This window comes from Brevundimonas sp. Root608, assembly GCF_001427825.1.
Lineage (GTDB): Bacteria > Pseudomonadota > Alphaproteobacteria > Caulobacterales > Caulobacteraceae > Brevundimonas.
This window is the reverse complement of the sequence record NZ_LMGT01000002.1, coordinates 45,538-68,800: the sequence shown is the minus strand read 5'-3', so window position 1 is coordinate 68,800 and position 23,263 is coordinate 45,538. Positions and strand designations below refer to the sequence as shown.

Here is a 23,263-nt window from a genome sequence, read left to right as displayed (position 1 = left end):
CTTTCAGAACAGGGGGGCGGCGCCGATGACGCCGCTGAGGCCGCCGGGCGCGGATACGAGCCGTTCGTCCTCGGCCTGCACATAGCCCGCTAGGATGAACAGCTTCAAGCCGCCTGCCGCGATCAGCGGACTGGCGGCCAGGCCGGCGGCGCCCAGGGCCTCGACGATCGTGGCGGCCGGGGCGGCGCTGTCGGTGGTCCAGAAGGTGCGGTCGTCGCCCGTGGGCCCGGGCTGCGCCTGCTGGATCATCAGGGCGCGCGGTACGCCCAGGCGGTCGTCGGGCAGGGCCCCGACCACGCGCAGGCCGGGCTCGGCCAACAGGCGACCCCACCATGCCGAGGACGGCGTCAGGTCCATCAGGGCGCGGGCGCCGTCGCGGACGACGGCCAGGGCCTGATCCGGATCGGCGGCGGTACGGGCGGTCAGTCCGTAGCGGTCGGCGGCCAGGGTCTGGCTGGCCGATCCCCAGACCACCAGAGGCGCGCCGACGCTTGCGTCGATCCGGCCCAGCACCGCGCGCAGGACGGCGGCTCCGGCAGGGGGCTCGCCCGCCAGCGTCTGCCGCAGGGCGATGGCCTCGGCGTCGGGCGTGGGGCGCGCCCCGGCGGCCAGACGGGCGCGGACGGCGTTCGCCACGGCCCGGTCGAGGGCCAGCCGATCGGCGTCCTCGGCCGGCTCGATCAGCATCAGAACAGCTTCGGCGCGGGGGCGAGGGCGAAGGGCCCCAGCCATGTGCGGCCGTCGCGGAAGCGGATGACGAGGTCGACGCCCCGGTCGCCGGAGACTGCGGTGGCCGCGGCGGCCCCCGCCGCGCCGAGGCGGTTGACGGCGCCGGACTGCGAACGGGCCAGGCCGGCGATGGCGGCGCCGGGCCGTTCCGCCGTCAGGGAGACCTCGCCCTCCAGCCGTCCTTCGGCGTCGGCCGAAAGGCCGGCGCTTTCGACGTGAGCGCGGCTGTCGCCCGCTTCCAGTTCGCCCTTGATGGCCGTGAAGCGCCCGCCCGAGGCGGTCCAGGCCGCGAACACGCCGGCGCTATCCATGCCGCTGAGGCGGCTGGCGTTGAGGATGGTGCCCTCGATCCGGGCGGTCAGCCGGCCCTGCCGCGTCGCGCCCTCGACCGGGCCGCCGGGACGGCCGCGGGCGTCGACCAGCTCGAAGGCCACATCCATCTCATCCGTGGCGGCGCGGCCTTCCGTCAGGTGCGGGCGGACATTGAGCAGGATGCGTTCAGCTGCGGCGATGGGGAAGGGTTCCGCATTCTCATGGGCGGTGAAGGTCGGGCGGATCAGCTCGACCCGCAGGTCGGGGAATCGCTCGCGCAGATGGCTGACGCTCAGGCGCAGACCGTCGCCGGCGATGCCGACCTTGCCCTTGTCGGCGCGGGTCAGCGTCAGGCCGTCCGGGGCGATCACCACCCAGCGGTCGGGATTGTAGGCGTTGGCCTCCGCGACCAGTTCCGGCGCCGCGATCCCGTGACCCGAGGGGGCGACGATGTCAGCGTGGGGAATCGAAATCCGCGCCCGGAAGGGCCAGCCGGTGGTGGTTCGGGAGGCGTAGTCGATGCGCCAGCCGTCCCGCCGCATGGCGGACACCTGGGCGTCCAGCCGGGTCTCGATCTGGTGGGTCAGATAGAACCACCAGCCGGTCCAGGCCGCCAGCAGCGCGCCCGCGATCAGGAAGGGGATCAGCAGGCCCCGGCGGGAGTGACGGGTGGGCGTGGGGTGAATCTGGGTCATCAAGGCTCCGTCTAGTCTGCCTTGAGGAACGCGCCAACCTGTTCCACCGCCTCGGCCAGACCCATGCGTTGAACCTCGGTCCCCGGCGGCAGGCTGGCGAACAGGCGGGTGGGAGCCGCGGCGTCGAGCATGACGAAGACGCCCTTGTCGTCGGCGCGGCGGATCAGCCGGCCGAAGGCCTGGGCCATTTTGGCGCGGGCCAGGGCGTCGTCGAAATTGCGGCCCCCCGCGCCCTCGCCGCCGAAGCGCAGCCGGCGCGCCTTGTGCAGCAGGTCGGGTCGCGGCCAGGGCACGCGGTCGAAGGCGAGGATCCGCAGCGACCGGCCCGGCACGTCGACGCCGTCGCGCACGGCGTCCGTGCCCAGCAGGCAGGAATCCTGTTCTGCACGGAAGACGTCGACCAGCGCCCCGACCTCCAGCGGATCGACGTGCTGGGCGTAGAGCGGGATGCCCGCCTTGGCCAGGTCGGGACCCAGTCGCTCATAGACCGCCTTCAGCCGGCGGATGGCGGTGAACAGGCCGAGGCCGCCGCCGCCCGCCGCGAGAAAGAGCTCGCGCATGGCCGCCGCTGTCTGGCGCGTGTCGTCCTTGATCAGGTCGTTGACGACGATGACCCGGGCGTTGGCGGCATAGTCGAACGGGCTCTCGACCTTCAGCGTCCGGGCCGGCTCGATCAGCCGGGCAGAGCCGGTGCGCAGGCGGGCCATGTCGAAGGGATCGTCGGAGTTCGGGTCGGACAGCGTCGCCGAGGTCACCAGCACGCCATGGGCCGGCATGATGACGGCGGCCTCCAGCGGCACGGTCGGGTCGATCCAGTGGCGCCGCAGGGCCACGTCCATGATGCGGCCGAAGGCGGCCTCGGCCGACAGCCAGTCGAGGAAGTCGGGGTCGGGTTCGTCGGACGAGACCTCCAGCGCGGCCAGCATCGAGCGCCAGCCGGGCAGGGTCATGCGGGCGCGGCGGTCGAGGCCGCGCAGGGCTCCTTCGATGCGGGCGCGGGAGGCGCCGTCCAGATCGGACGCCTCGTCGTCGAGAATGTCCTCCAGATGGCGCGACAGGGCCAGCAGCGGCGCCTCGACGGCGGCCAACGCCTGGGCGGCTTCGCGCGCGGCTTCCAGCACCGGTTCGGTGACCGGGCGCAGCGAGCATTCCATGCCGAATTCGACGCCGCTGCCGGATGCGTTCTCGCTGGTCCGCGCCCGGAGCTGTTCCAGCGCGGCCAGCAGGAAGCGTTCGATCGGTCCGACCGGATTGACCTCCCCCGAGGCCGGGGCGATGCGGCCCGACACGCCCTCGCCGGGCAGCTGGGCCGCGGCGCGCACGGCGTCCTGCAGCGCCTTGGTCGCCGCCTCGTTGTCGGCGCACAGGTCGCCCAGCCGCTGCTCCAGACCGCGCCCGCGCCGGCCGCGCCCCTCGGGCCCGCGCAGCCAGCGGCGCAGCTCGGCGGCCTCCTGCCCTGACAGGCAGGCCGAAAAGGCGCTGTCGGCGGCGTCGAACAGGTGATGGCCCTCGTCGAAGACGATGCGCTTCAGGGCGGCCGTCTCGCCGTCCTGCTTCAGGCCGCGCGCCGAACGGGCCCCGTCGAAGGCTGCCTGGGTCATGACGAGGGCGTGGTTGGCGACGACGAGGTCGGCCCGGCGGCTGGCGCGGATGGTCTTCTCGACGAAACAGGTGCGGTAATGGGGACAGGCGGCGTGGACACACTCGCCGCGCCGGTCGACCAGGTTGGCGGCGCTGGCCTGATGGCCGGGCCCCGTCGCGAACAGGCCGGGCAACCAGCCGGGATAGTCGCCGCCGGTCATGTCGCCGTCGCGGCTGTGCATGGCCCAGCGGCTGGCCAGGGCCATGCCGATCAGGTCGCCGTTGCCCAGCTGCGCCGCCTGAACCATCTCCTGCAGGTTCAGCAGGCAGAGGTAGTTCTCGCGTCCCTTGCGGACGACGGTCTTCTTCTTGCGCTCGACGGGATCGGGCCACAGGGCGGCGCTTTCGCGGTCGATCTGGCGCTGCAGGGCGCGGGTGTAGGTCGAGACCCAGGCGGCCCCCTGGTTGCGCTCGGCCCACAGGCTGGCGGGGGCGAGATAGCCGAGGGTCTTGCCCGTGCCCGTGCCGGCCTCGGCCAGCAGGAAGCGGGGACGGCCCTCCTCGTTGCGGGGCGAGAAGGCGAAGGCGGCCTCGGCCGCGTAGTCGGACTGGGTCGGGCGGGTCTCGTCGAGGCCCGAGGCCTGGAGCAGCTTCTCCAGACGGATGCGGGCGGACTCGGAGTCGACCGGGGCCGAGCCCGCCTCGCCGCGCGGCGCCTCATCCTCCCACTCGGGCAGGCGCGACCAGGCGTCGAGACCGCTGCCGCGATGCTGGCGCTCGCGCACCGGATGGTGCTGCAGGGCGCCCGAGACGCGCCATGCCCACGACCAGCTCGCGCGGCCCAGGGTTTCGGCCAGGGTGAAGGCCTCCTCGCGTCCGGGATAGGCGGGGTCGGCCAGTTCCTTCAGCAGGCCGGCGGCGGCGTCCATCAGAGCCTGGGCTTGGGCCTCGGCCCCCTTCGGCTCGCTCATGCCCATGGCGAGGGCCAGACCGCTGGGGGAGGGGGCGCAGAAGCGGGCGGGGCGGACGAAGGCGAACAGCTCCAGCACGTCGAGCAGATCGGCCGAGCGCGGCGGCGGGGCGATGCCCAGGCGGCGCGCGGTCAGGCTGGCGTGGGCGACCATGACCGGGGCGGTGGTGAAGGCGCCCTCGGCCGCGCCGCGCCCGATCCGGCGTGGGCCGTCGGCGTCGCAGATCGCCCCCGTGCCCGGCGGAATGGCCAGCGCCGGCGGCAGGACCAGCCAGGGCTCGGCGCCGGTCAGGGCCGCGGAGGATGTGAGGGAGTCGATGGACACGTCCGATAGATAGCCGTTCGTGAGGTGAAACGGAACGGGAACATGCTATAGGCGCGATGTGACGCCGCCGCCCGCTCCTGCAACGCTTTCGCCCCCAGAACTGGCGCCCCTCTTCGCCGACTGGTTCGCGTCGCGCGGCTGGTCGCCGCGACGGCACCAGCTGGAGATGATCGCCGCCGCCGCCGCCGGGTCGCACGCCCTGCTGGTCGCGCCGACGGGCGGGGGCAAGACGCTGGCGGGCTTCCTGCCGTCGCTGGTGGAACTGGCCGAGCGCGGGCCGCGGCCGGCGTTCGGACCGGGCAGCGGAATCCACACCCTGTATCTGTCGCCGCTGAAGGCCCTGACCACCGACGTCGAGCGCAACCTGATGACGCCGATCCGGGAGATCGGGCTGAACATCCATGTCGAGAGCCGGACCGGCGACACCAAACAGTCGAAGAAGGCGCGGCAGCGGGAGTTTCCGCCCGACATCCTGCTGACTACGCCCGAGCAACTGGCCCTGTTCTGCGCCTGGGACGGGGCGCGGGCCTATTTCGCCGACCTGAAATGCGTCGTGCTGGACGAGGTGCACGCGATCTGGAGCGGCAAACGGGGGGACCTGCTGGCGCTGGGACTGGGGCGGCTGCAACAGTTCGCACCGGGGATGCGGCGGGTGGCGCTGTCAGCGACGGTGGATGATCCGGAGATGATCGCGGACTGGCTGAGGCCGGGTGCGGCGGTGTCTCCTTCTCCCCCCGGGGGAGACGGTGACCCGGAGGGCCGCATGAGGGGGCTGTCAGCCCTGGACTCATCGCTGGACAGTCTGCCGCCTGAACCAGCCCCCTCATCCGAGCTGCTTCGCAGCCCACCTTCTCCCCCGAGGGGAGAAGGGGTCGTGATCGTCCGCGGCGACCCCGGCGCGCCTCCGGTCGTGGATGTGCTGGTCAGCGAGGGCAAGGTCCCGTGGGCGGGGCACACGGGCCAACACGCCATCCCCGAGGTCTATGAGGCCATCAAGCGCTCGGGCATGAGCCTGATCTTCGTCAACACCCGCTGGCAGGCGGAGTTCGTGTTCCAGTCGTTGTGGGCCATCAATGACGACGACCTGCCCATCGGACTGCACCACGGCTCGCTGGCGGCGGAGCAGAGGCGCAAGGTCGAGGCGGCGATGGCGCGGGGCGATCTGCGGGCCGTGGTCTGCACCTCCACCCTCGACCTCGGCATCGACTGGGGCGACGTCGATCTGGTCATCCAGCTGGCGGCGCCCAAGGGAGCCTCGCGGCTGGTGCAGCGGATCGGCCGGGCCAACCACCGGCTGGACGAGCCGTCGCGCGCCCTGATGGTCCCGGCCAGCCGGTTCGAGATGCTGGAGTGCCAGGCCGCGCGCGAGGCGGTGGCCGAGAACGCGTTCGACTGGGAGCCGGTGCATACGGGCACGCTGGATACGCTGGCCCAGCACGTCATGGGCTGCGCCTGTTCCGAGCCCTTCGCCATGACCGATCTCTATGACGAGGTGACGGCGTGCGGTCCCTATCGCGGCCTGACCTGGGAACAGTTCGAGGAGGTGGTCGATCTGGTCGCCACCGGCGGCTACGCCCTGCGCACCTATGAACGGTTCGCGCGGATCGTGCGGACGCGGGACGGCCGGTGGAAGGTGCGCAATGCGGTGACGGCGCAGCGCCACCGGATGAACGTCGGGGCCATCGTGGCGGCCGCGACGCTGAACGTGCGCATCGCCTCGCGGCGCGGCGGGGCGGCCAAACAGCTGATCGGCGGGCGCAAGGTGGGCGAGGCCGAGGAGAGCTATTTCGAGCAGATGACGCCCGGCGACACCTTCGTCTTCGCCGGCCAGGTCTGGGCCTTCCAGGGCATCAACGGCATGGACGCCCTGGTCACGCACGCCCATGACAAGGATCCGAAAATCCCGTCGTGGGGCGGCTCCAAATTCCCCATGTCGACATCCCTGGCCGACCGGGTGCGGGCCATGATCCAGGACCGCGACCACTGGCGCGTCCTGCCGCCCGACGTACAGGAATGGCTGGAGCTTCAGGAGGATCGGTCGCTCATTCCGGATGCGCAGACCATGCTGGTCGAGACGTTTCCGCGTGGCAGCCGGCACTTTCTCGTCGCCTATCCCTTCGAGGGCGGGCTGGCGCACGGGACGCTGTGCATGCTGCTGACCCGGCGGCTGGACCGGCTCGGGATCGGGCCGCTGGGCTTCGTCTGCACCGACTATTCGCTGGCCATCTGGTCGATCAAGCCGATGGACGGGCTGGACCTCGACGCCCTGTTCGAACCGGACATGCTGGGCGACGATCTGGAGAGCTGGCTGGAGGAGAGCTTTATGATGAAGCGCACCTTCCGCAATTGCGCCCTGATCTCGGGCTTGATCGAGCGACGCCAGCCGGGGACCGAGAAGACGGGGCGGCAGGTGACCTTCTCGACGGACCTGATCTACGACGTGCTGCGCCGCCACCAACCCGACCACCTGCTGCTCAAGACCGCCCGCGCCGATGCGGCGGCGGGGCTGCTGGATGTCGCGCGGCTGGGGCAGATGCTGGCGAGGATCCAGGGCCAGATCCGGCATGTGAAGCTGGACCGGCCCTCGCCGTTCTGCGTGCCGGTGCTGGTGCAGATCGGGCGCGAGCGGGTGGGCGGCGGGCAGGCGGCGGAGATGATCCTGGACGCCTCGGCCTATGGCTTCGACGAGGCCGATCTGATCGCGGAAGTCATGGCCGATGCGCCGCCCGATCTGGCGGGCGCGCAATGAACGCGGCGCTCAGACAGGCCCTGTCGCCGGCGCGACATCCGTGCGGCGGCCTGCGGGTCCATATCGAGGGCGAGCCCTGCGTGCTGCGCTGTTCGGGGGCGCTGTGGGTGCTCAACCATCGCGCCCTGATCGCGGCGGACCTGCATCTTGAGAAGGGTTCGGCCTTCGCCGCGCGCGGCCAGATGCTGCCGCCCTATGACAGCCGCGCGACGCTGGACCGGCTGGAGGCCGAGATCGAGGCGCTGCAGCCGGCGGCGGTGGTGCTGCTGGGCGACAGCTTCCACGACGCGAAGTCGGTAGGCCGCATGGCGGCGGACGACAGGGCGCGGCTGGACCGGCTGGCGGCGGGCCGCGACTGGATCTGGCTGGAGGGCAATCACGACATCGCCGCCCTGGCCGGGTCGATGGACGATCTGGTGGGCGAGGTGGTCGAGACGATGGAGCTCGGCTCCCTGCGCCTGATCCACGAACCGCAGGCGGGCGTGCGGCCGGGCGAGATCGCCGGCCACCTGCACCCGGCGGCGCGGGTCGCGGCCTATGGGCGCGGCGTGCGGCGGCCGTGTTTCGTGACGGACGGACGGCGGGCGGTGCTGCCGGCGTTCGGAGCCTTCACGGGCGGGCTGGATGTGCGTGACCCGGCCATCGCGGGGCTGTTCGCCGAGCCGCCTATGGCTGCGGCTCTGGGACGCGAGCGGGTGCATGCACTGGCATGGGAATCCCTGCGATAGGGTCCCGCGCCAGCAGCGCGTTCGACGCCCCCTCGAGCCGTTCTTCCAGCAGCGCCATGAACTCACCGCGCTTCAACCCCGCCGGGATGGCGGGCAGGAACTCGTAGACGATCGTCCCCGGGTACCGCCGGAAGCCGTGCGCCGGCCAGTGGACGCCCGAGTTGGTGGCCATCGGGGTGCAGTCGGCCTCGAGGTCGCGGTACAGGGCGGCGATGCCGGGTTTGTAGTCGGGCGCGGCGCCGACGGGCGCGCGGGTGCCCTCCGGAAAGATCAGGATCTGGCGGCCCTCGGCGTGGCGCGCGCGGGCCTGGCGGACCATGTCCTTCAGCGCCTTCGAATGGGCCGAGCGGTCGACGGCGATCATCTTCGTCTTGGTCGCGAACCAGCCGAAGAAGGGCAGGGGAGCCAGTTCCTGCTTCATGATGAAACAATTGTCGGGCAGGACCGCGAAGGGGGCGATCACGTCCAGCATCGACTGATGCTTGCCGGCGATCAGGGCCGCGCCGGTCGGGCGGTGCTCCAGTCCGCGGAACTCGACCTTGACCCCGGCGATCCAGCGCAGGCCGAACAGGCAGAATTTCGCCCAGTGGCGGATCACCCACATCGACTGGCGGTAGGGCATCAGCAGGGCGGGCGACAGGCCGACGGCGAACAGGGCCATCGACAGATAGAGCCAGGCGACGAACAGCAGCGATCGGATGGTGACCACCTCAGGCGGCCTTTTCGGCGGGCGCGGCCTCGGTCGAGGGGCGGCCGCCGCCGACCGTGGCCCGGCCCAGGGCGGCGAGGTATTTCATGTATTCCAGCGTCATGCGCCGGGCGGTGACCGCGGCCTTCCACCAGCGCGAATTGTCCAGCGACGGGGTTTCGACGGCATAGGGGGTCAGGCGGACCCCGGGAGCGGCGGCGCGGATCTCGGTCAGGGCGCGGGGCATGTGATAGTCGGACGTGACCACGATCAGGCTGTCATAGTCCTTGGCCTCGGCCCACGCGGCGATTTCCTGGGCGTTGCCCAAGGTGTCCTCGGCCTCGAAACCCAGGTCGACGCAGCAGTTGAACAGCTTGTTCGAGCCGGGTGTCAGGGCGCGCAGCTCCTGGCGGCGAACCTCGCGGTTGACGCCCGAAATCAGGACGCGTTCGCCCTTGTCCTGTTCCAGCAGGCGGATGGCGGCGTTGACCCGCTCGGCCGACGGGCCGGTCAGGGCGACGATGGCGTCGGCGCGCTCGGGCTCGGGCGCGGGCGTGAAATCACGCACCCGATCGGCGAAGGCGAACAGGCCGATCACCCAGATCAGCGCCAGAATCGCGATGAAAGTCAGAAACTTCATGCGCTTAACCTAGTGCCGCCCCTTCAATCGCGCCAGCGCCGTGAAGCGCGCCGCCGCAAGCGCCACCGTAGCGGCCAGCAGGGGGCATGGCGAGAGGATCAGAACGTCGCTCCACATCAGCGGCAGGGCGGGCGTGACGCCCTCGGCCCCGCCGAGAAAACGCAGGCCGGCCACCAGGACCATGGCGGCCGCCGCGCCGATCCCGCCCGCGACCGCCGCCACCAGGCCGTACCGCACCTGATAGAGGCCGGCGATGGCGCTGTCCGAGGCGCCGTTGAGGCTGAGGGTCTCGATCACTCCGGTCTGGGCGGCCATGCCCGCGCGGGTCGCATAGGCCACCGCGGCGCCCGCCGCGCCGGCGGTCAGCAGGAAGGCCGCCAGGGCGAGGACGGTGATCAGGGCGGCCGACCGCTCCACCTCGCCGCGCCACAGGCTGTGGTCGTCGACGGTGGCGTCGAGCCCGGCCGAGGCCAGGGCGCGGCTGAGGCTGACGGCGCTGGCCGGGCCGGTCCGGTCCAGCCGCACGGTGACCAGATGGGGGATCGGCAGGTCGGGCAGGACAGCGTCGCCCAGCCAGGGCCGCAGCAGGGCCTCTGCGGTCTTGCGGTCCATGGCCTCGGCCTCGGCCACGCCGGCGACGCCCGCCAGGGTCTCGGCGGCGCGGGCGGCGGCCTCGGCGCCGGTCTCACCGACGCGCGGACGAACCTGGACCGTGGCTTCCGAGCGCAGCTGGCGGGCCCAGCCGTGAGCAGCCCGGTCGGCGGCGACCGCGCCCACGGCCGAAAGACAGGCGAGAAAGCACAGGGCGGCGATCAGCGACGCCAGCCAGCGCTCGCCGCCCGCATCGCGCGGCAGCAGGGACGCGCGGCGGGAGAACAGGCGGCGGATCACGCCTCGCCCCCGCTCAGGCGGCCGCCCTCGAGGCGCAGGACCGTGGCGCCGGAGCGTTCGGCCAGCGCCTCGTCATGACTGGCGATGAGGACGGTGGCCCCCAGCCGGTTCAGCGACTGGAACAGCTTCAGCAGCCGTTCGCCCATCTTCGCGTCGACGCTGCCGGTCGGTTCGTCGGCCAGGATCAGGTCCGGCCCGGCGACCACGGCGCGGGCGATGGCGAGCCGCTGCTTCTCGCCGCCCGACAGCGCCGGCGGCAGATCGTTCATCCGGTCGCCCAGGCCGACCCAGTCCAGCATCTCCTCGACGTCGGCGGCGTAGTCGATCTGGCGCCCCCCGGCGAGCCGCAGCGGCAGGGCCACGTTGTCGAACGCCGACAGGTGGTCCAGCAGGCGGAAATCCTGGAACACCACGCCGATGCGGCGGCGGAAGCCGGGCAGGTCGCGGCGGGTGGCGCGGGTGGCGTCCTCGCCGAACAGATGCAGCGTCCCGGCGTCGGGGCGCCGCTGCAACGTCAGCAACTTCAGCAGGGTCGACTTTCCGGCGCCGGACGGCCCGGTAAGGAAGTGGAAAGAGCCCGCGGGCAAGATGAGGTTAACGTCCCGCAGCGCGCGGTGCGTCGCCGCATAGCCGAACCCCACGCCAGACAGGCGGACGGTTTCGGTCGAGGCGGCGGATCGTGTGGCGCGGCGGGGCTGGACGGACATCGATTTTGGGTCAGGACGCGGTTTCGAACCGCGACGGGAGGGGGCGAAGAGCCTCGCAGTCAGCCGACATGATACTGACCTGCCCGTCCTGCGCCACCAGCTATTTCACCCCCGATGAGGCGATCGGGCCCGGCGGCCGCACCGTGCGCTGCAAGGACTGCAAACATACCTGGCGGGCCACGCTGGACGAGCCGCTTGAGCTCTCCGTCTCTTCGAACCCGGCCGAGGCCGCCAGCTTCACCCCCCGCGACGAGCCCGAACCCGAATCGCTGGCCGAGACGCCGGCCCCCGAACTCCCCCGCGCCTTCCGCGCCCGCGCCGAGCAGCAGCGACGCCTGCGCCGCGCCGCGACTCATGGCGTCGTCTGGGCCGGGATCGCCTCGGGCTTCGCCGCCCTTCTCGCCAGCGCCTGGCTGTTCCGCGTCGAGGTGGTCGAGATGGCCCCGCGGGCGGCCCAGGCCTATGCCGCCGTGGGCCTGACGGTGAACCCCACCGGTCTGGATTTCGAGGCCATCACCGCCCGGCCCCTGCCGAGCGATCCGGGCAAGGTGCTGGTCTCGGGCGCCCTTCGGAACGTGCGCGATGACGAGCGCACCGCCCCTCCGGTGCGGGTCGCCCTGCTGGACGCCCAGGGCGCCGAGATCGGCCATGCCGTGGTGCGTATCGACGCCGCTCCGGTGCTGCCGGGCAGGGTCCAGGGTTTCGCCGCCGTGATCGCCGACCCGGGCGCGCGGGGTCAGGGCATCGGCGTCGACTTCGTTCTGGATGCGCCCTCCGCCCGTCCCGAGCCGCAACCCGCCCGGCCCGTGCGTGCGGATCGCGGCCGCGCGCCGCCGCCCGCCGTCCGCGAACCGACCGCGGCCCCGCTGCACGAGGCGGCCGCCGGGGGTCTGCGCCCGGCTCTGTCAACGGGATCGCAGGCGCCGATGGACATGCAGCCGATCGACGCCGTCCCGGTGGTGGACACGCATGGGGTCGAGGCGGTATCCGCCTCGAATGGCTGAAACCCCCAAGCCCACCGTCCTTCTCCCCGAAGTCGAGGTTCAGCGCATCGTCGCCGGACTGGCGGCGCAGATCGCCCCGGTCATCGATGATGAAACCGTCGCCGCCGTCCTGCTGACGGGCGGCCTGTGGTTCGCCGCCGACCTGACCCGCGCCCTGTCGCGTCTGGGCCGCAACGTCCGCTTCGACGCCCTGTGGCTGGCCTCGTACGGCGACGAACAGTCCAGCCGGGGCCGGATCGACGTCTATGCGCCGTTCCAGCGCCCGATCACGGGCCGCCGCGTGCTGATCATCGACGACGTGTTCGACACCGGCCTGTCGCTGGCCGAGGCCGTGCGGATCGCCACCGAGGCAGGTGCGTCGGAAGTCCTCACCGTGGTCTTCGCCAAAAAGCCCTGGCCCCTGCCGCGCGCGCCCGAGCCGGACTTCGTCGGCTGGGACGCTCCGAACCGGTTTCTGGTGGGCTACGGGCTGGACCACGCCGGCGCCCTGCGCGGCCTGCCGGACGTCTGCGCGCTGGACTAGAGCCAGCCCGCCCGGGGTTCCCGCTCGAACATCCCGTCATAGCCCGGCCGCTCGCGCACAATGGCCCAACGGCTTGCGTCGACCAGCACTTCCGGAACCAGAGGCCGTGAGTTGTACTCGCTGGCCAGCACCGCCCCATAGGCGCCGGCGCCCATGAAGGCGACCAGATCGCCGGCCTGAAGCGGCGGCGACTGGCGGTCGCGGGCGAAGACGTCGGTGGACTCGCAGATCGGCCCGACGAGGTCATAGGCGACCGGTTCGCCCTCCCGCGGCCGGACCGGGACCAGATCGTGGAAGGCGTCGTACAGGGCCGGGCGCATCAGGTCGTTCATGCCCGCGTCCAGCACGGCGAAGCGGCGGCCGTCGCCACGCTCGTTGATCTGGATGACGCGGCTCAGCAGGACGCCCGCATTGGCGGCCAGCAGCCTGCCGGGCTCGAACGCCGCCTCGACGTCCAGCCCTTCCAGCACCCCGGCGGCCATGGCGACATAGTCGGCGATCGACGGCAGGTCGGACTGGCCGTGATAGGGCACCCCGAGGCCGCCCCCAAGGTCCAGCCGCGACACCGTCATCCCCTGCGCGCGCAGGTCCAGCGTCATCCGACGCAAGGCGCGGAACGCGGCCTCCAGCGGCGCCAGCGTCGTGATCTGGCTGCCGATGTGACAGGCCAGACCGACCGGAGTCACATGGGGCGAGGCCGTCGCGCGGGCGTAGAGGGCGGGCGCGTCGGCGAAGGGCACGCCGAACTTGTCCGCCGCGCCCCCGGTGGTGATCTTCGCATGGCCGCCGGCCCCCACATCCGGATTGACGCGGATAGCGATCTCCGGAGACGCGCTCCTGGCGGCCGCCACGGCGATCAGCCGGTCCAGTTCGACCGCGCTCTCGATGTTGATCTGGCGCACCCCGTTGTCGATGGCGAAGGCCAGTTCCGCATCCGTCTTCCCGACGCCCGAGAAAACGATCCGCTCTCCCGGTATGCCCGCCTTGAGCGCCCTGCGGATCTCGCCCTCCGACACGGTGTCCGCGCCGCAGCCCAGCCGGGCCAGGGTCGCCAGCACCGACAGGTTGGAGTTGGCCTTGACCGCGAAGGCGATCAGGGCGTCTCCCAGAGCGCCGCAGTGCGCATCCGCCGCCTCGCGCAGCAGGCCATAGTGCCGCGTCAGGGTCGCGGTCGAATAGACATAGACGGGCGTGCCGACCGCCTCGGCCAAAGCCTCCAGTGGCACGCCTTCGGCATGAAGCGCGCCCTCGATCCGGTCGAAATGGTGCAAGGCCTAGGAGTTCGGCTGGGCGCCCGGGCCGTTGTAGGGGCTGGTCGGGCCCCCGTCGATCGGCTGGGTGCTGGGCGTACGATAGACGGTGGCGGGCTCGGGCAGGCCTGGCGCGCGGCCGTCGCGCTGGCTGCGCTCGGTCTTCCTGGCGGGCGGGGCCTCGAGATCGGCCATGCGGCCGCAGCCGGTGGCGGAGAGGGCGAACAGGGCGAGAACGCCCAGGCTGACGATCGATTTCATCCCAATCCCCTACGCGAGACGCGTCTTCCATTCGGCGATGCGCGCGCGGACCTGTTCCGGCGCCGTGCCCCCGAAACTCTGGCGGCTGGCGCAGGAGGCCTCAGGGGTGAGCACCTTGTAAACCGCTTCCGTCACGCCCGCTTCAAGCGATTGCAGTTCGGCCAGGGGCAGTTGCGACAAATCCACGCCGAGGGCTTCCGCCCGCTTCACCGCCGCGCCGGTGACATGGTGCGCCTTGCGGAACGGCAGGTTGAGCTCGCGCACCAGCCAGTCGGCCAGATCGGTGGCGGTCGAGAAGCCTGAACCGGCCGCCGCCCGCATCCGCTCCGTGTCCGGTCGCAGGGCCGAGACCATGGCCGTCATGGCGCCCAGGGCGAGGGTCAGGGCGTCGAAGGCCTCGAACACCGGAGGTTTGTCCTCCTGCATGTCCTTGGAATAGGCCAGCGGCAGGCCCTTCATCACCGTCGACAGGGCGACCAGCGAGCCGATGATCCGGCCGGTCTTGGCCCGCACCAGCTCGGCGGCGTCGGGGTTCCTCTTCTGCGGCATGATCGAGGAGCCGGTGGTGAGATCGTCGGGAAGGGTCGCAAAGCCGAACTGGGGCGTCATCCAGACGACGATCTCTTCCGCCAGCCGCGACAGATGGCCGGCGGCGATCGAGGCGGCGGCCAGGCTCTCGAGGGCGAAGTCGCGGTCGGACACGGCGTCCAGGGAATTGCCCATGGGCCGGTCGAAACCCAGCTCCGACGCCGTCATGTGCCGGTCGATGGGGAAGGGCGATCCGGCCAGGGCCGCGGCCCCCAGCGGATTCTCGTTCATCCGTTTGCGGGCGTCGGCGAACCGGCCCGCATCACGGCCGAACATCTCGACATAGGCCATCAGATGGTGGCCGAACGTCACCGGCTGGGCCGGCTGCAGATGGGTGAAGCCGGGCATCAGATCGCCGGCGTGCTGTTCGGCGCGGGCCAGCAGGACGGCTTGCAGCCCCTTCAGCTGTTCGATGGCCCGGTCGCAGGCGTCGCGGACCCACAGGCGAAAGTCGGTCGCCACCTGGTCGTTGCGGCTTCGGGCCGTGTGCAGCCGGCCCGACGGCTCGCCGATCAGCTCGGCCAGCCGCGCCTCGACGTTCATGTGGATGTCCTCGAACTGGTCGCGGAACGGGAAGGAGCCGTCCCGGATCTCGCCCTCGATGGCGTCCAGGCCGCCGAGGATGGCGTCGGCGTCGGCGCGGGCGACGATGCCGCGCGCCGCCAGCATGCGGCAGTGGGCGCGCGACCCGGCGAGATCCTGGGCCCACAGGCGTCGGTCGACGCCGATGGAGACGTTGATCGCCTGCATGATGTCGGCCGGCCGCGCCGAGAAGCGGCCGCCCCACATGTCTTGACCTCCCGCCTTCGGATCGGCTTTGGTCGGGGCGGGCGGCGTTGGATCGGACATGAAGGTCTCGAAAGCGGTTTTGGGCGCGGTGGCGGGCGTGCTGCTGATCGGCGTGATCGGCGGCGCCGCGCTGCTATACGCCAAACCGGACGGGATCGACAAAGCGCCTCCGCCCGCGGCGGCGAAAAGCGAACTGGCCCGGTTCGCTCGCGGCTCGATCGCCGCCCTGGAAACGCCTGCGGCGCTGGAGCCGGCCCCCGGCTACGTCTTCAGGACCCGCGACGGCGCCGACGCCCGGCTGTCGGACTTCCGCGGCAAGGTGGTGGTGGTGAACGTCTGGGCCATGTGGTGTCTGCCCTGCCGCACCGAGATGCCGACCCTGGCCCGTCTGGCCGAGGCCTATGCGGACCAGGATCTGGTCGTCCTGCCCGTCAATGTCGACAATGACGTCGACAGGATCGCCGATGCGAAGAGCTTCATCGACGTCCACGAGCCCCTGCCGCTGTACAGCGACCCGAAATTCCAGCTGCCGTTCGAACTGCCCGGCAAGGGCAAGATGCCCCAGACGGTCCTGCTGGACCGGCAGGGGCGGATACGCGCCCATTTCTCGGGCGAGGCGGACTGGGCGAGCCCGGAAGCGCGCGCCCTGATCGACGCCTTGCTGGCGGAGGGCCGGCCCGCCGCCGCATGATGCCGGCGCGCGACGCCGCGCCGTCAGTTGCCCCGGGTGTCGGTGGCGGTCTCGGCCTTCTGGTCGTCGGCCTTTTCCGCCAGGGTGTCGGTCGCCTCGTCGATCTCCTGCGCCGCCTCGCTGGCGCCGGCCGCGATGGCCGAGCCGACCTGGGCCGCCTCCTCCTTCAGGGCGGAACCGGCTTCCTCGGCGGCCTCGCCTGTCTCGGCCGCCGCTTCGTTGGCGTCGGCCTGGGCCCTGTCCTGTTCGGTCTGATTGCAGGCGGCGCCCCCCAGCGACAGGGCGGCGACGGCGGCGGCGAGGGTGACGGTCTGGATGCGCACGGAAAATCCCCTTCAGCGGTGAACCTTGGCGGTAAACGCGGGGAGCCGGAGGGGGTTGCGCCTTCGCCGTCCGTCTAGGCGGCGTCGCCCCAGACCGCCCGCAGGCGCGCCGCGCGCCCGCAGAACCGGCTGTAGCCCGCATAGCGGACCGGGTTCAGCCGGGCGAAATCCTGATGCGAGGCCTCGGCCGGCCAGAAGCGCGCCGCGTCCCGGACCGGAGTCACGAACCGTGCGGCGCCGATCCGCGCCGCCGCCAGGCGGCGGGACGCCTCGGCGGTCGGTTTCTGGGCGGCTGTGGCGAAGACGGCGGTGGCGTAGGACGGTCCCTGATCGCAGAACTGGCCGTCGGGATCCGTGGGATCGATGGTCACCCAGAAGCGGTCGACCAATTGCCGATAGGTGACGCGCGCCGGATCAAAGGTGACCTGCACCGCCTCGAGATGTCCGGTTCCGCCGCGCACCACCTGCTCATAGGTGGGGGCCGCGACGCGGCCGCCGGCGAAACCCGATACGGCCGAGACGACGCCGGGCATGTGCTCGAAATTCGCCTCGGTCGACCAGAAACAGCCGCCGGCGAAGACAGCGACCTCGCGCCGGCCGCTGTCACGGGCCTGGGCGGCGGAGGGTGATCCGGCCGGTGCGCTCTCGGCGCTGTCCCCCGGCGAACAGGCGGCGATGGCGAACAGGATCAGGCTGGCGATGGCGCGGCGCGACATAGGGGGGCGTCTCCGGCGGACGCGTCGGGCATCCGCCGAATATACGATCCCTCGCGACCCAGGGTTTCAAGGCCCCGCAAAGCAAAAACCGCCGGCCCCTTTCGGGACCGGCGGTCTTGTTGTTGGGCCTACCGGCCTTCGGCCTGGTTGAGGCCGAAGGCTGACATCGCCTTCCGTGTTTAGCGGAAGTTGATGCCGATGGTGGCGCGACGGTTGAGGGGCTCGCGCACGCCGTCGGCGGTCGGGCGGGCCAGGGCGGTTTCACCCTTGCCGTCCAGCGAGATCACGCCGCCGTTGACGCCCTGGGCGACCAGCGCGTCCGCAACGGTGCGGGCGCGGCGGTTGGACAGGCCGACGTTGTAGGCGGCCGAACCCGAGGTGTCGGCGTGACCGACCACCAGCACGCGGGTCGGACGGCCCGACTTGGCGTAGTTGGCGGCCTGGGTGACCACCGACGAGGCTTCGGCCGTGAGGTCCGAACGATCCCAGTCGAAGTAGACCACGAACTCACGCGCGGCCGGAACCTGGGCCACCGGAGGCGGCGGGGGCGGCGGCGGCGGGGGCGGCGGGGGCGGGGGCGGCGGCGGCGGCGGGATATAGGCCGGCTCGTCGGCGCCGAACGCATAGCGCAGGCCCAGGGTCACGGTGTGGCTGTCGTCATAACGGCCCTGGAAGGGACCGATGGCCGAGGCCGCCGTCGAGGTGAAGGTGTTGAACTCCATGTTCGACACCAGGTAGCGGTAGGTCAGGTCGAGGTGGGCGCGATCGCTGATCGCCCACGCCAGGCCGGCGATGCCTTGCGCCGCCAGCTTGGTCGAGCTGTCGTCAGCGCCGACACCCACGGTGCGGGCGTTGGCGAAGGTGCCGATGAAGTTGGTGTCGACGCGGTTCACGCCGGCGCCGAGGCCGAGGAACGGACGCAGGGCGTCGCCTTCGTTGCCGAAGTCGAACAGCACGTTCATCATCAGGGTGGCGGCCTTGAGCTCGCCGTCCGGCGCCAGGCAGGAGCCCGAGGCCGSAACCACGTTGCACACGCCGCGCGGAACGCCGCCGGGACCCGGACGATCGATCATCTCGATGTCGTTCTGGCGATAGCCGCCCTCGAGCTCAACGCGCCAGTTCTGGTCGAACCGGTAGCCCAGACGCGCAAACGCGGCCCAGTCGCCTTCCGTCCCGATGTCGAACGCAGCCGACGTCGTCTGCGAGATCGTCTCTACGTCGCCCAACGTGTGGTAGCCGGCGTCAATCGCCCCATACCAGCCGTTCGGCTCGGCCGCCGCTGCGCCGGCTGCAAGCAGCCCCGCCATCGCGACGCCGGCGAGAAGCCCATCGTCTCGGTCAGCACCAGCTACGCCGGCGCCTNCCCAGTCGCCTTCCGTCCCGATGTCGAACGCAGCCGACGTCGTCTGCGAGATCGTCTCTACGTCGCCCAACGTGTGGTAGCCGGCGTCAATCGCCCCATACCAGCCGTTCGGCTCGGCCGCCGCTGCGCCGGCCGACAGGGCGAGAGCCCCGACCGCGCTGGTGGCCATGATGAAAGTCTTTACGCGCATGGGTGGATGCCCTCCGAAGCCCAAGTGAAATTTCGACGGCGTACAAGCCGCCGCTGGGTCCTCTTAACAGCCCCGCTGGCCGAGGTCGAGCCGGCTGAGCGGATAAGCCGCCAGCGTGGCCATATAGTTACAAGCCGCGACTCTCCCGGAGAACGGGATTCAAGGTTGGCGTGCGTTCGGCGGGGTCAGCCGCCGCCGGTCCGGCCGGTCGCCTTGCCGGTTCCCTCGCAGACGGCGCAGGTCTCGCCCGAGGCGCTGGCGCCCGCGCCCTGACACTCGGGGCAGAGGGTCGGGTCGGGGTGCTGCAGCGAGGCGGGGTCGGTCGGGCCGGACGGCGTCAGGTCGCGATCGTCGATGTCGTGCGGGTTCATCCCGTCGGAACGGCGGCGGGGCCGTCCGGTTTCATGATGACAGGGAGCGGCCCTGGCTTTACTGACCCGCCATCATGGACGAGACCGAACGGCAATCCGAGGAACGCGGCTGGGACACGGCGAAGACGCTGGCCGAGGCCCTGCCGTACATCCAGATCTACGACCGCAAGACGGTGGTGATCAAATACGGCGGCCACGCCATGGGCGAGAGCGCCGTGGCCAGGCAGTTCGCCGCCGACGTGGTCCTGCTGAAGCTGATGGGGGTCAACCCCGTCGTCGTGCACGGCGGCGGGCCGCAGATCAGCGCCATGCTGGACAAGGCCGGAGTCCGGTCCAGCTTCGTCGACGGCCTGCGGGTGACGGACGCCGACACCATGCAGGTGGCCGAAATGGTCCTGTCCGGCGCGGTCAACAAGGAGATCGCCCACTGGATCACCGTGGCCGGTCGTGAAGCCGACGTGCGCGGCGTCGGTCTGTCCGGCAAGGACGCCGGCCTGCTGACAGTGGAAAAGACGCGCCGGACCAAACGCGATCCGGACAGCATGATCGAGCACGAGGTCGATCTCGGCCTGGTCGGCGAACCGACCAGGGTCGACCCCAAGCTGATCGTGCGGCTGCTGGAATCCGACGCCGACTGGGTGCCGGTGATCGCGCCGATCGGCGTGGCCGAGGACGGCCAGACCTTCAACGTCAACGCCGACACCGTGGCCGGAGCCCTGGCCGGCTCGCTCAAGGCCAAGCGTATGCTGCTGCTGACCGATGTGGCCGGGGTCAAGGGCGCGGACGGCCAGATCATCCGGCAGATGACCGTGGGCGAGGCCTCGAGGCTGATCGACGACGGCGTGGCGACCGGCGGCATGATTCCCAAGCTCCAGACCGCCATGGCCGCCGTGCGCGATGGCGTCGAGGCCGTGGTCATCCTCGACGGTCGCCGACCCCACGCCATGCTGGTCGAGCTGTTCACCGAACACGGCGCCGGCACCCTGGTGAAGGCGGAATGACGGCCGAGGCGGTCGAGGCGACGGAGTTCGGGGCCGATCTGCGCCATGTCCGTAGCTGGATCTTCGATCTGGACGACACCCTGTATCCGCCCGAGTCGCAGTTCATGCGGCTGATCCAGCAGCGCATCAACGACTATGTGGTGCGCACCTCCGGCCTGCCGGCGGACGAGGCCATGGTGGTGCAGAAGGGCTATCTGAACGACTACGGCACCTCCCTCGCCGGGCTGATGGCCCACCATGAGATCGATCCTCACGACTTCCTGGCCGAGGTGCATGACGTGCCCCTGGACGTGCTGACGCCCGATCCGGGCCTGCGCGCGGCGCTGGAGCGGCTGGACGGGCCGCGCATCGTCTTCACCAACGGCTCGACGGCCCATGCCCGGCGCGTGATCGAGCGACTGCAGCTGGCGGACCTGTTCGACGGCCTGTTCTCGCTGGAGGACGCCGACCTGATCCCCAAGCCCGATCCCCGCACCTTCGCCCGCATGGCCGGGCGGTTCGGAATCGCACCCGCCTCGGCCGCCTTCTTCGAGGACACGGTGCGAAACCTCGAACCCGCCCACGCCCTCGGCATGACCACGGTGCTGGTCGGGACCCGGGCCCATGAGGCCGATATCCCCTTCGTCGATCACCGGGCCGCCACGCTCGGTCCCTTCCTCGCCACCGCCCGCCTGCCCGGAGACGCCTGATGCTCGATCGCGCGCACCTTGAATCCACGGTCGAGACCGCCTGGGAGGACCGGGCGAACATCTCGGTCTCGACCCACGGCGAGGTCCGCAAGGCCGTCGAACAGGCCCTGGCCCTGCTGGACTCGGGCGAGGCGCGGGTCGCGTCGCGCGGGGCGGACGGCGTCTGGAGCACGCATCAGTGGCTCAAGAAGGCGGTGCTGCTGTCCTTCCGGCTGAACCCGAACGTCCGCATGGGTGCGCCGGTCGGAGCGACCATGGGCGTCGCCGACCCGACGCCGGGCCCGTACTGGGACAAGGTGCCGGTCAAATGGGCCCACTGGACGGAGGCGGACTTCGAGCGCGCCGGCTTCCGCGCCGTGCCCGGGGCCGTGGCGCGTCAGGGCGCCTTCATCGGCCGCAACGTCGTGCTGATGCCGAGCTTCGTGAACATCGGCGCCTATGTCGACGAGGGGTCGATGGTCGACGCCTGGGCCACGGTCGGATCCTGCGCCCAGATCGGCAGGAATGTGCACCTGTCGGGCGGAGCGGGCATCGGCGGCGTGCTGGAGCCGCTGCAGGCCAATCCGACCATCATCGAGGACGGCTGTTTCATCGGCGCCCGCGCCGAGGTGGCCGAGGGCGTCATCGTCCGCGAGGGCGCCGTCCTGGCCATGGGCGTCTATCTGTCGGCCTCGACCAAGATCATCGACCGGGCGACGGGCGAGGTCTTCCGCGGCGAGGTGCCGGCGTATTCGGTCGTGGTGCCGGGCAGCCTGCCCGACCCCAACGGCGGGCCGTCGCTCTATTGCGCCGTCATCGTCAAACGCGTCGATGCGCAGACGCGCGCGAAGACGGGCGTCAACGAACTGCTGCGCGACTGATCAGCGGGCCGCCAGCCGGACCAGCTTGCCGTTCTGCTCGTCGGTGACGGCCCAGACGGCGCCGTCCGGACCGACCGCCACGTCGCGGACCCGTTCGGCGAGGTCGGTCAACAGACGCTCCTCGCCGACGACCCGGCCGCCTTCCAGCACCAGCCGCGCGATGTGTTTTTCCTTCAGCGCGGCGACCAGCAGGTCGCCGCGCCAGCGGGGGAACATGGCGCCGTCGTAGAAGGTCATGCCGCCCGGCGCGATGACGGGGTCCCAGTAGTAGACCGGCTGCTCCATGCCCGCGCGCGCCGTGATCCCCTCGTTGATCGGCCCGCCGCTGTATTCGACCCCATAGGCGATGACGGGCCAGCCGTAGTTCCGGCCCGCTTCGGGGCGGTTCAGCTCGTCGCCGCCGCGGGTGCCGTGTTCCATGGTCCAGAGGGCGCCGTCGGGGGCGATCGCTGCGCCCTGGACGTTGCGGTGACCCAGCGACCAGATTTCCGGCAGGGCCCCGGCGCGGCCGACGAAGGGGTTGGCGCGCGGAACCGAGCCGTCGGCATTGATGCGGATGACCTTGCCCATATGCGAGCCGAGGTCCTGGGCCTGGGGCCGCATCGGGCGGTCGGACCGTTCGCCGAGGGTGACGAACAGGTGGCCCGCCCCGTCGAACGCCAGCGAGGACCCGAAATGCTTGTCGCCGTCGTAGGCCGGCAGGGCGCGGAAGATCACGTGGACGCTCTCCACCCGGGCGCCGTCGTCCGACAGTCGGCCGCGCGCGACCGAGGTGGCGTTGCCGCCCCCGTTCCCTGTGTCGGGGCGCGGCTCGGCATAGCTCCAGTAGATCAGCCGGTCGCTGGCGAAGGTCGGGCCGACCGCCACGTCCAGCAGGCCGCCCTGGCCGCGGGCGTCCACCGCCGGGAGGCCGGCGACGGGCTCGCCGGTCACGCCTCCGGCCGTGATGATTCGCAGGCGGCCGGGCCGCTCGGTCACCAGCCAGCGGCCGTCGGGCAGCAGGGCCAGACCCCACGGATGCTCCAGCCCGGAGGCCGCGACGGTGTGCGTCATCGCCGTTTCGGTGCGGAGGCCGGGCGCGCGGGTCTGTCCGGCGAAGGCGGGCTGCTGGCTCGCGCCGTTGGCGGGTCGGGTTTCCAGCGCGGCGCCCGCCGGGGGCGGCGCGTCCTGTCCATTGGCTCCGCAGGCGGCGGAGAGGGCGGCGGCGGCGACCGTGACGGCGAGGGCGAGCAGGCGCATGGAAATCCCCTTGAACGGAACAGCAAACGAACGGCCTGTTCTGCCTAGCCGTTCCGGCCCCGCGGCGTCACGCCCTTTGGCTTGCGGCCATGGGCGCGCCCCGACTTGAATCCGCCGCGACCCGCCTATATAGGCACGCCTCTTCCGGCGGTCAGACCAGTTCCCGCCGGGACTCGAGCAATCGGGGCTGGGTAGCTCAGCTGGTTAGAGCGGTGGATTCATAACCCACAGGTCGGCGGTTCGAGCCCGCCTCCAGCCACCACCTCCTCCTCATGATCTCCCGGGCCTGATGCTCCGTCCGCGGATCAGGCCGGACGCGTCATCCACAGCTAAACGGCGCACAGCAGTGTGTCTCCCGTGTCACCCGACCGAGCTGTCATATCACTGTCA

23 protein-coding genes and 1 tRNA gene are annotated in these 23,263 nt (G+C 71.4%); 9 read left to right on the top strand and 15 right to left on the bottom strand.

Annotated elements, in window-relative coordinates; genetic code table 11:
- Positions 1-3: 3 nt before the first annotated feature.
- Genes ASD59_RS06070 through ASD59_RS06060 form a run of 3 tightly spaced genes read right to left on the bottom strand, consistent with a single transcriptional unit; the run spans position 4 to position 4,579 of the window.
- On the bottom strand, positions 4-687 hold the full coding sequence (locus ASD59_RS06070) for a hypothetical protein (protein ID WP_055829870.1): 684 nt from the start codon (positions 685-687) through the stop codon (positions 4-6).
- Positions 687-1,736, bottom strand: a complete 1,050-nt coding sequence (locus tag ASD59_RS06065; protein WP_055829869.1) for a DUF2125 domain-containing protein — start codon at positions 1,734-1,736, stop codon at positions 687-689. The genes ASD59_RS06070 and ASD59_RS06065 overlap by 1 nt, the downstream gene beginning before the upstream one ends.
- Before the next feature lie 11 nt (positions 1,737-1,747).
- Positions 1,748-4,579, bottom strand: coding sequence for an ATP-dependent DNA helicase (locus ASD59_RS06060; protein ID WP_200943559.1), 2,832 nt, complete (start codon positions 4,577-4,579; stop codon positions 1,748-1,750).
- A 91-nt stretch (positions 4,580-4,670) separates the two neighbouring features.
- Here ASD59_RS06060 and ASD59_RS06055 point away from each other — a divergent pair, with 91 nt between their 5' ends.
- Both ASD59_RS06055 and pdeM read left to right on the top strand, forming a co-directional pair.
- On the top strand, positions 4,671-7,361 hold the full coding sequence (locus tag ASD59_RS06055; RefSeq protein WP_055829865.1) for a ligase-associated DNA damage response DEXH box helicase: 2,691 nt from the start codon (positions 4,671-4,673) through the stop codon (positions 7,359-7,361).
- Positions 7,358-8,089, top strand: a complete 732-nt coding sequence (gene pdeM / locus ASD59_RS06050; RefSeq protein ID WP_055829862.1) for a ligase-associated DNA damage response endonuclease PdeM — start codon at positions 7,358-7,360, stop codon at positions 8,087-8,089. Before ASD59_RS06055 ends, pdeM begins: the two co-directional genes overlap by 4 nt.
- Here pdeM and ASD59_RS06045 read toward each other — a convergent pair.
- The 4 genes from ASD59_RS06045 to ASD59_RS06030 are packed head-to-tail and all read right to left on the bottom strand — an operon-like array spanning position 8,028 to position 11,015.
- The gene (locus ASD59_RS06045) at positions 8,028-8,798 is read right to left on the bottom strand and encodes a lysophospholipid acyltransferase family protein (protein WP_055829860.1); all 771 of its coding nucleotides are present in this window, start codon (positions 8,796-8,798) and stop codon (positions 8,028-8,030) included. The two genes, pdeM and ASD59_RS06045, sit on opposite strands and share 62 nt — an antisense overlap.
- Position 8,799: 1 nt before the next feature.
- Positions 8,800-9,417, bottom strand: coding sequence for a YdcF family protein (locus ASD59_RS06040; protein WP_055829858.1), 618 nt, complete (start codon positions 9,415-9,417; stop codon positions 8,800-8,802).
- A gap of 9 nt (positions 9,418-9,426) precedes the next feature.
- A complete protein-coding gene (locus tag ASD59_RS06035; RefSeq protein WP_055829856.1) occupies positions 9,427-10,308 on the bottom strand; it encodes a cell division protein FtsX in 882 nt (293 codons plus the stop codon).
- Positions 10,305-11,015, bottom strand: a complete 711-nt coding sequence (locus tag ASD59_RS06030) for a cell division ATP-binding protein FtsE (RefSeq protein WP_055829855.1) — start codon at positions 11,013-11,015, stop codon at positions 10,305-10,307. Before ASD59_RS06030 ends, ASD59_RS06035 begins: the two co-directional genes overlap by 4 nt.
- Positions 11,016-11,083: 68 nt before the next feature.
- Here ASD59_RS06030 and ASD59_RS06025 point away from each other — a divergent pair, with 68 nt between their 5' ends.
- Together ASD59_RS06025 and ASD59_RS06020 are read left to right on the top strand one after the other, a co-directional pair.
- Positions 11,084-12,019, top strand: coding sequence for an MJ0042-type zinc finger domain-containing protein (locus ASD59_RS06025; protein WP_055829853.1), 936 nt, complete (start codon positions 11,084-11,086; stop codon positions 12,017-12,019).
- The gene (locus ASD59_RS06020; protein WP_055829851.1) at positions 12,012-12,542 is read left to right on the top strand and encodes a phosphoribosyltransferase; all 531 of its coding nucleotides are present in this window, start codon (positions 12,012-12,014) and stop codon (positions 12,540-12,542) included. The genes ASD59_RS06025 and ASD59_RS06020 overlap by 8 nt, the downstream gene beginning before the upstream one ends.
- Here ASD59_RS06020 and lysA read toward each other — a convergent pair.
- From lysA to argH, 3 genes are read right to left on the bottom strand one after another with little or no spacing between them, the layout of a single operon-like run.
- Positions 12,539-13,813 carry a diaminopimelate decarboxylase gene (lysA, locus tag ASD59_RS06015; RefSeq protein WP_055829849.1) on the bottom strand — a complete coding sequence of 425 codons (1,275 nt, stop codon included), beginning with the start codon at positions 13,811-13,813 and terminating at the stop codon, positions 12,539-12,541. The genes ASD59_RS06020 and lysA overlap by 4 nt on opposite strands.
- 3 nt (positions 13,814-13,816) lie before the next feature.
- Complete coding sequence (locus tag ASD59_RS06010) at positions 13,817-14,053, bottom strand: hypothetical protein (protein ID WP_055829847.1); 237 nt, start codon at positions 14,051-14,053, stop codon at positions 13,817-13,819.
- Positions 14,054-14,062: 9 nt separating this feature from the next.
- Positions 14,063-15,430 (bottom strand): argininosuccinate lyase, encoded by a 1,368-nt coding sequence (gene argH, locus ASD59_RS06005; protein WP_055829846.1) that lies wholly within the window; start codon positions 15,428-15,430, stop codon positions 14,063-14,065.
- Between the two features lie 58 nt (positions 15,431-15,488).
- Between argH and ASD59_RS06000 the strand changes: the two genes are divergently transcribed.
- The gene (locus ASD59_RS06000; protein WP_055829844.1) at positions 15,489-16,121 is read left to right on the top strand and encodes a TlpA family protein disulfide reductase; all 633 of its coding nucleotides are present in this window, start codon (positions 15,489-15,491) and stop codon (positions 16,119-16,121) included.
- A gap of 23 nt (positions 16,122-16,144) precedes the next feature.
- On the opposite strand, the gene ASD59_RS14200 is transcribed toward ASD59_RS06000, so the two are convergent.
- From ASD59_RS14200 to ASD59_RS05980, 4 genes are all read right to left on the bottom strand, one after another.
- The gene (locus ASD59_RS14200) at positions 16,145-16,444 is read right to left on the bottom strand and encodes a hypothetical protein (protein WP_055829842.1); all 300 of its coding nucleotides are present in this window, start codon (positions 16,442-16,444) and stop codon (positions 16,145-16,147) included.
- 74 nt (positions 16,445-16,518) lie between these two features.
- Positions 16,519-17,160 (bottom strand): peptide-methionine (S)-S-oxide reductase MsrA, encoded by a 642-nt coding sequence (msrA, locus tag ASD59_RS05990; RefSeq protein ID WP_055829839.1) that lies wholly within the window; start codon positions 17,158-17,160, stop codon positions 16,519-16,521.
- A gap of 179 nt (positions 17,161-17,339) precedes the next feature.
- The gene (locus ASD59_RS05985) at positions 17,340-18,467 is read right to left on the bottom strand and encodes an OmpA family protein (protein WP_055829905.1); all 1,128 of its coding nucleotides are present in this window, start codon (positions 18,465-18,467) and stop codon (positions 17,340-17,342) included.
- A gap of 431 nt (positions 18,468-18,898) precedes the next feature.
- Positions 18,899-19,084: a hypothetical protein gene (locus ASD59_RS05980; RefSeq protein ID WP_055829837.1), complete on the bottom strand. Its 186-nt coding sequence runs from the start codon at positions 19,082-19,084 to the stop codon at positions 18,899-18,901.
- Positions 19,085-19,158: 74 nt separating this feature from the next.
- Between ASD59_RS05980 and argB the strand changes: the two genes are divergently transcribed.
- The 3 genes from argB to dapD are packed head-to-tail and all read left to right on the top strand — an operon-like array spanning position 19,159 to position 21,634.
- Positions 19,159-20,085: an acetylglutamate kinase gene (gene argB, locus ASD59_RS05975; protein ID WP_055829835.1), complete on the top strand. Its 927-nt coding sequence runs from the start codon at positions 19,159-19,161 to the stop codon at positions 20,083-20,085.
- Positions 20,082-20,774 (top strand): pyrimidine 5'-nucleotidase, encoded by a 693-nt coding sequence (locus tag ASD59_RS05970; RefSeq protein WP_055829834.1) that lies wholly within the window; start codon positions 20,082-20,084, stop codon positions 20,772-20,774. The genes argB and ASD59_RS05970 overlap by 4 nt, the downstream gene beginning before the upstream one ends.
- A complete protein-coding gene (gene dapD / locus ASD59_RS05965) occupies positions 20,774-21,634 on the top strand; it encodes a 2,3,4,5-tetrahydropyridine-2,6-dicarboxylate N-succinyltransferase (RefSeq protein WP_055829832.1) in 861 nt (286 codons plus the stop codon). Before ASD59_RS05970 ends, dapD begins: the two co-directional genes overlap by 1 nt.
- On the opposite strand, the gene ASD59_RS05960 is transcribed toward dapD, so the two are convergent.
- On the bottom strand, positions 21,635-22,873 hold the full coding sequence (locus tag ASD59_RS05960; protein ID WP_055829830.1) for a PQQ-dependent sugar dehydrogenase: 1,239 nt from the start codon (positions 22,871-22,873) through the stop codon (positions 21,635-21,637).
- Between the two features lie 185 nt (positions 22,874-23,058).
- On the opposite strand from ASD59_RS05960, the gene ASD59_RS05955 reads away from it, so the two are divergent.
- Positions 23,059-23,135 (top strand) — tRNA-Met (locus tag ASD59_RS05955).
- The last annotated feature ends 128 nt before the right edge of the window (positions 23,136-23,263 follow it).

Coding starts and splice junctions, on each gene's coding strand:
- ASD59_RS06070 (WP_055829870.1), bottom strand. CDS start 687: ATGCTGATCGAGCCGGCCGAGGACGCCGATCGGCTGGCCCTCGACCGG.
- ASD59_RS06065 (WP_055829869.1), bottom strand. CDS start 1,736: ATGACCCAGATTCACCCCACGCCCACCCGTCACTCCCGCCGGGGCCTG.
- pdeM (WP_055829862.1), top strand. CDS start 7,358: ATGAACGCGGCGCTCAGACAGGCCCTGTCGCCGGCGCGACATCCGTGC.
- ASD59_RS06040 (WP_055829858.1), bottom strand. CDS start 9,417: ATGAAGTTTCTGACTTTCATCGCGATTCTGGCGCTGATCTGGGTGATC.
- ASD59_RS06030 (WP_055829855.1), bottom strand. CDS start 11,015: ATGTCCGTCCAGCCCCGCCGCGCCACACGATCCGCCGCCTCGACCGAA.
- ASD59_RS06025 (WP_055829853.1), top strand. CDS start 11,084: ATGATACTGACCTGCCCGTCCTGCGCCACCAGCTATTTCACCCCCGAT.
- ASD59_RS06020 (WP_055829851.1), top strand. CDS start 12,012: ATGGCTGAAACCCCCAAGCCCACCGTCCTTCTCCCCGAAGTCGAGGTT.
- ASD59_RS06010 (WP_055829847.1), bottom strand. CDS start 14,053: ATGAAATCGATCGTCAGCCTGGGCGTTCTCGCCCTGTTCGCCCTCTCC.
- argH (WP_055829846.1), bottom strand. CDS start 15,430: ATGTGGGGCGGCCGCTTCTCGGCGCGGCCGGCCGACATCATGCAGGCG.
- ASD59_RS06000 (WP_055829844.1), top strand. CDS start 15,489: ATGAAGGTCTCGAAAGCGGTTTTGGGCGCGGTGGCGGGCGTGCTGCTG.
- msrA (WP_055829839.1), bottom strand. CDS start 17,160: ATGTCGCGCCGCGCCATCGCCAGCCTGATCCTGTTCGCCATCGCCGCC.
- ASD59_RS05980 (WP_055829837.1), bottom strand. CDS start 19,084: ATGAACCCGCACGACATCGACGATCGCGACCTGACGCCGTCCGGCCCG.
- argB (WP_055829835.1), top strand. CDS start 19,159: ATGGACGAGACCGAACGGCAATCCGAGGAACGCGGCTGGGACACGGCG.
- ASD59_RS05970 (WP_055829834.1), top strand. CDS start 20,082: ATGACGGCCGAGGCGGTCGAGGCGACGGAGTTCGGGGCCGATCTGCGC.
- dapD (WP_055829832.1), top strand. CDS start 20,774: ATGCTCGATCGCGCGCACCTTGAATCCACGGTCGAGACCGCCTGGGAG.
- ASD59_RS05960 (WP_055829830.1), bottom strand. CDS start 22,873: ATGCGCCTGCTCGCCCTCGCCGTCACGGTCGCCGCCGCCGCCCTCTCC.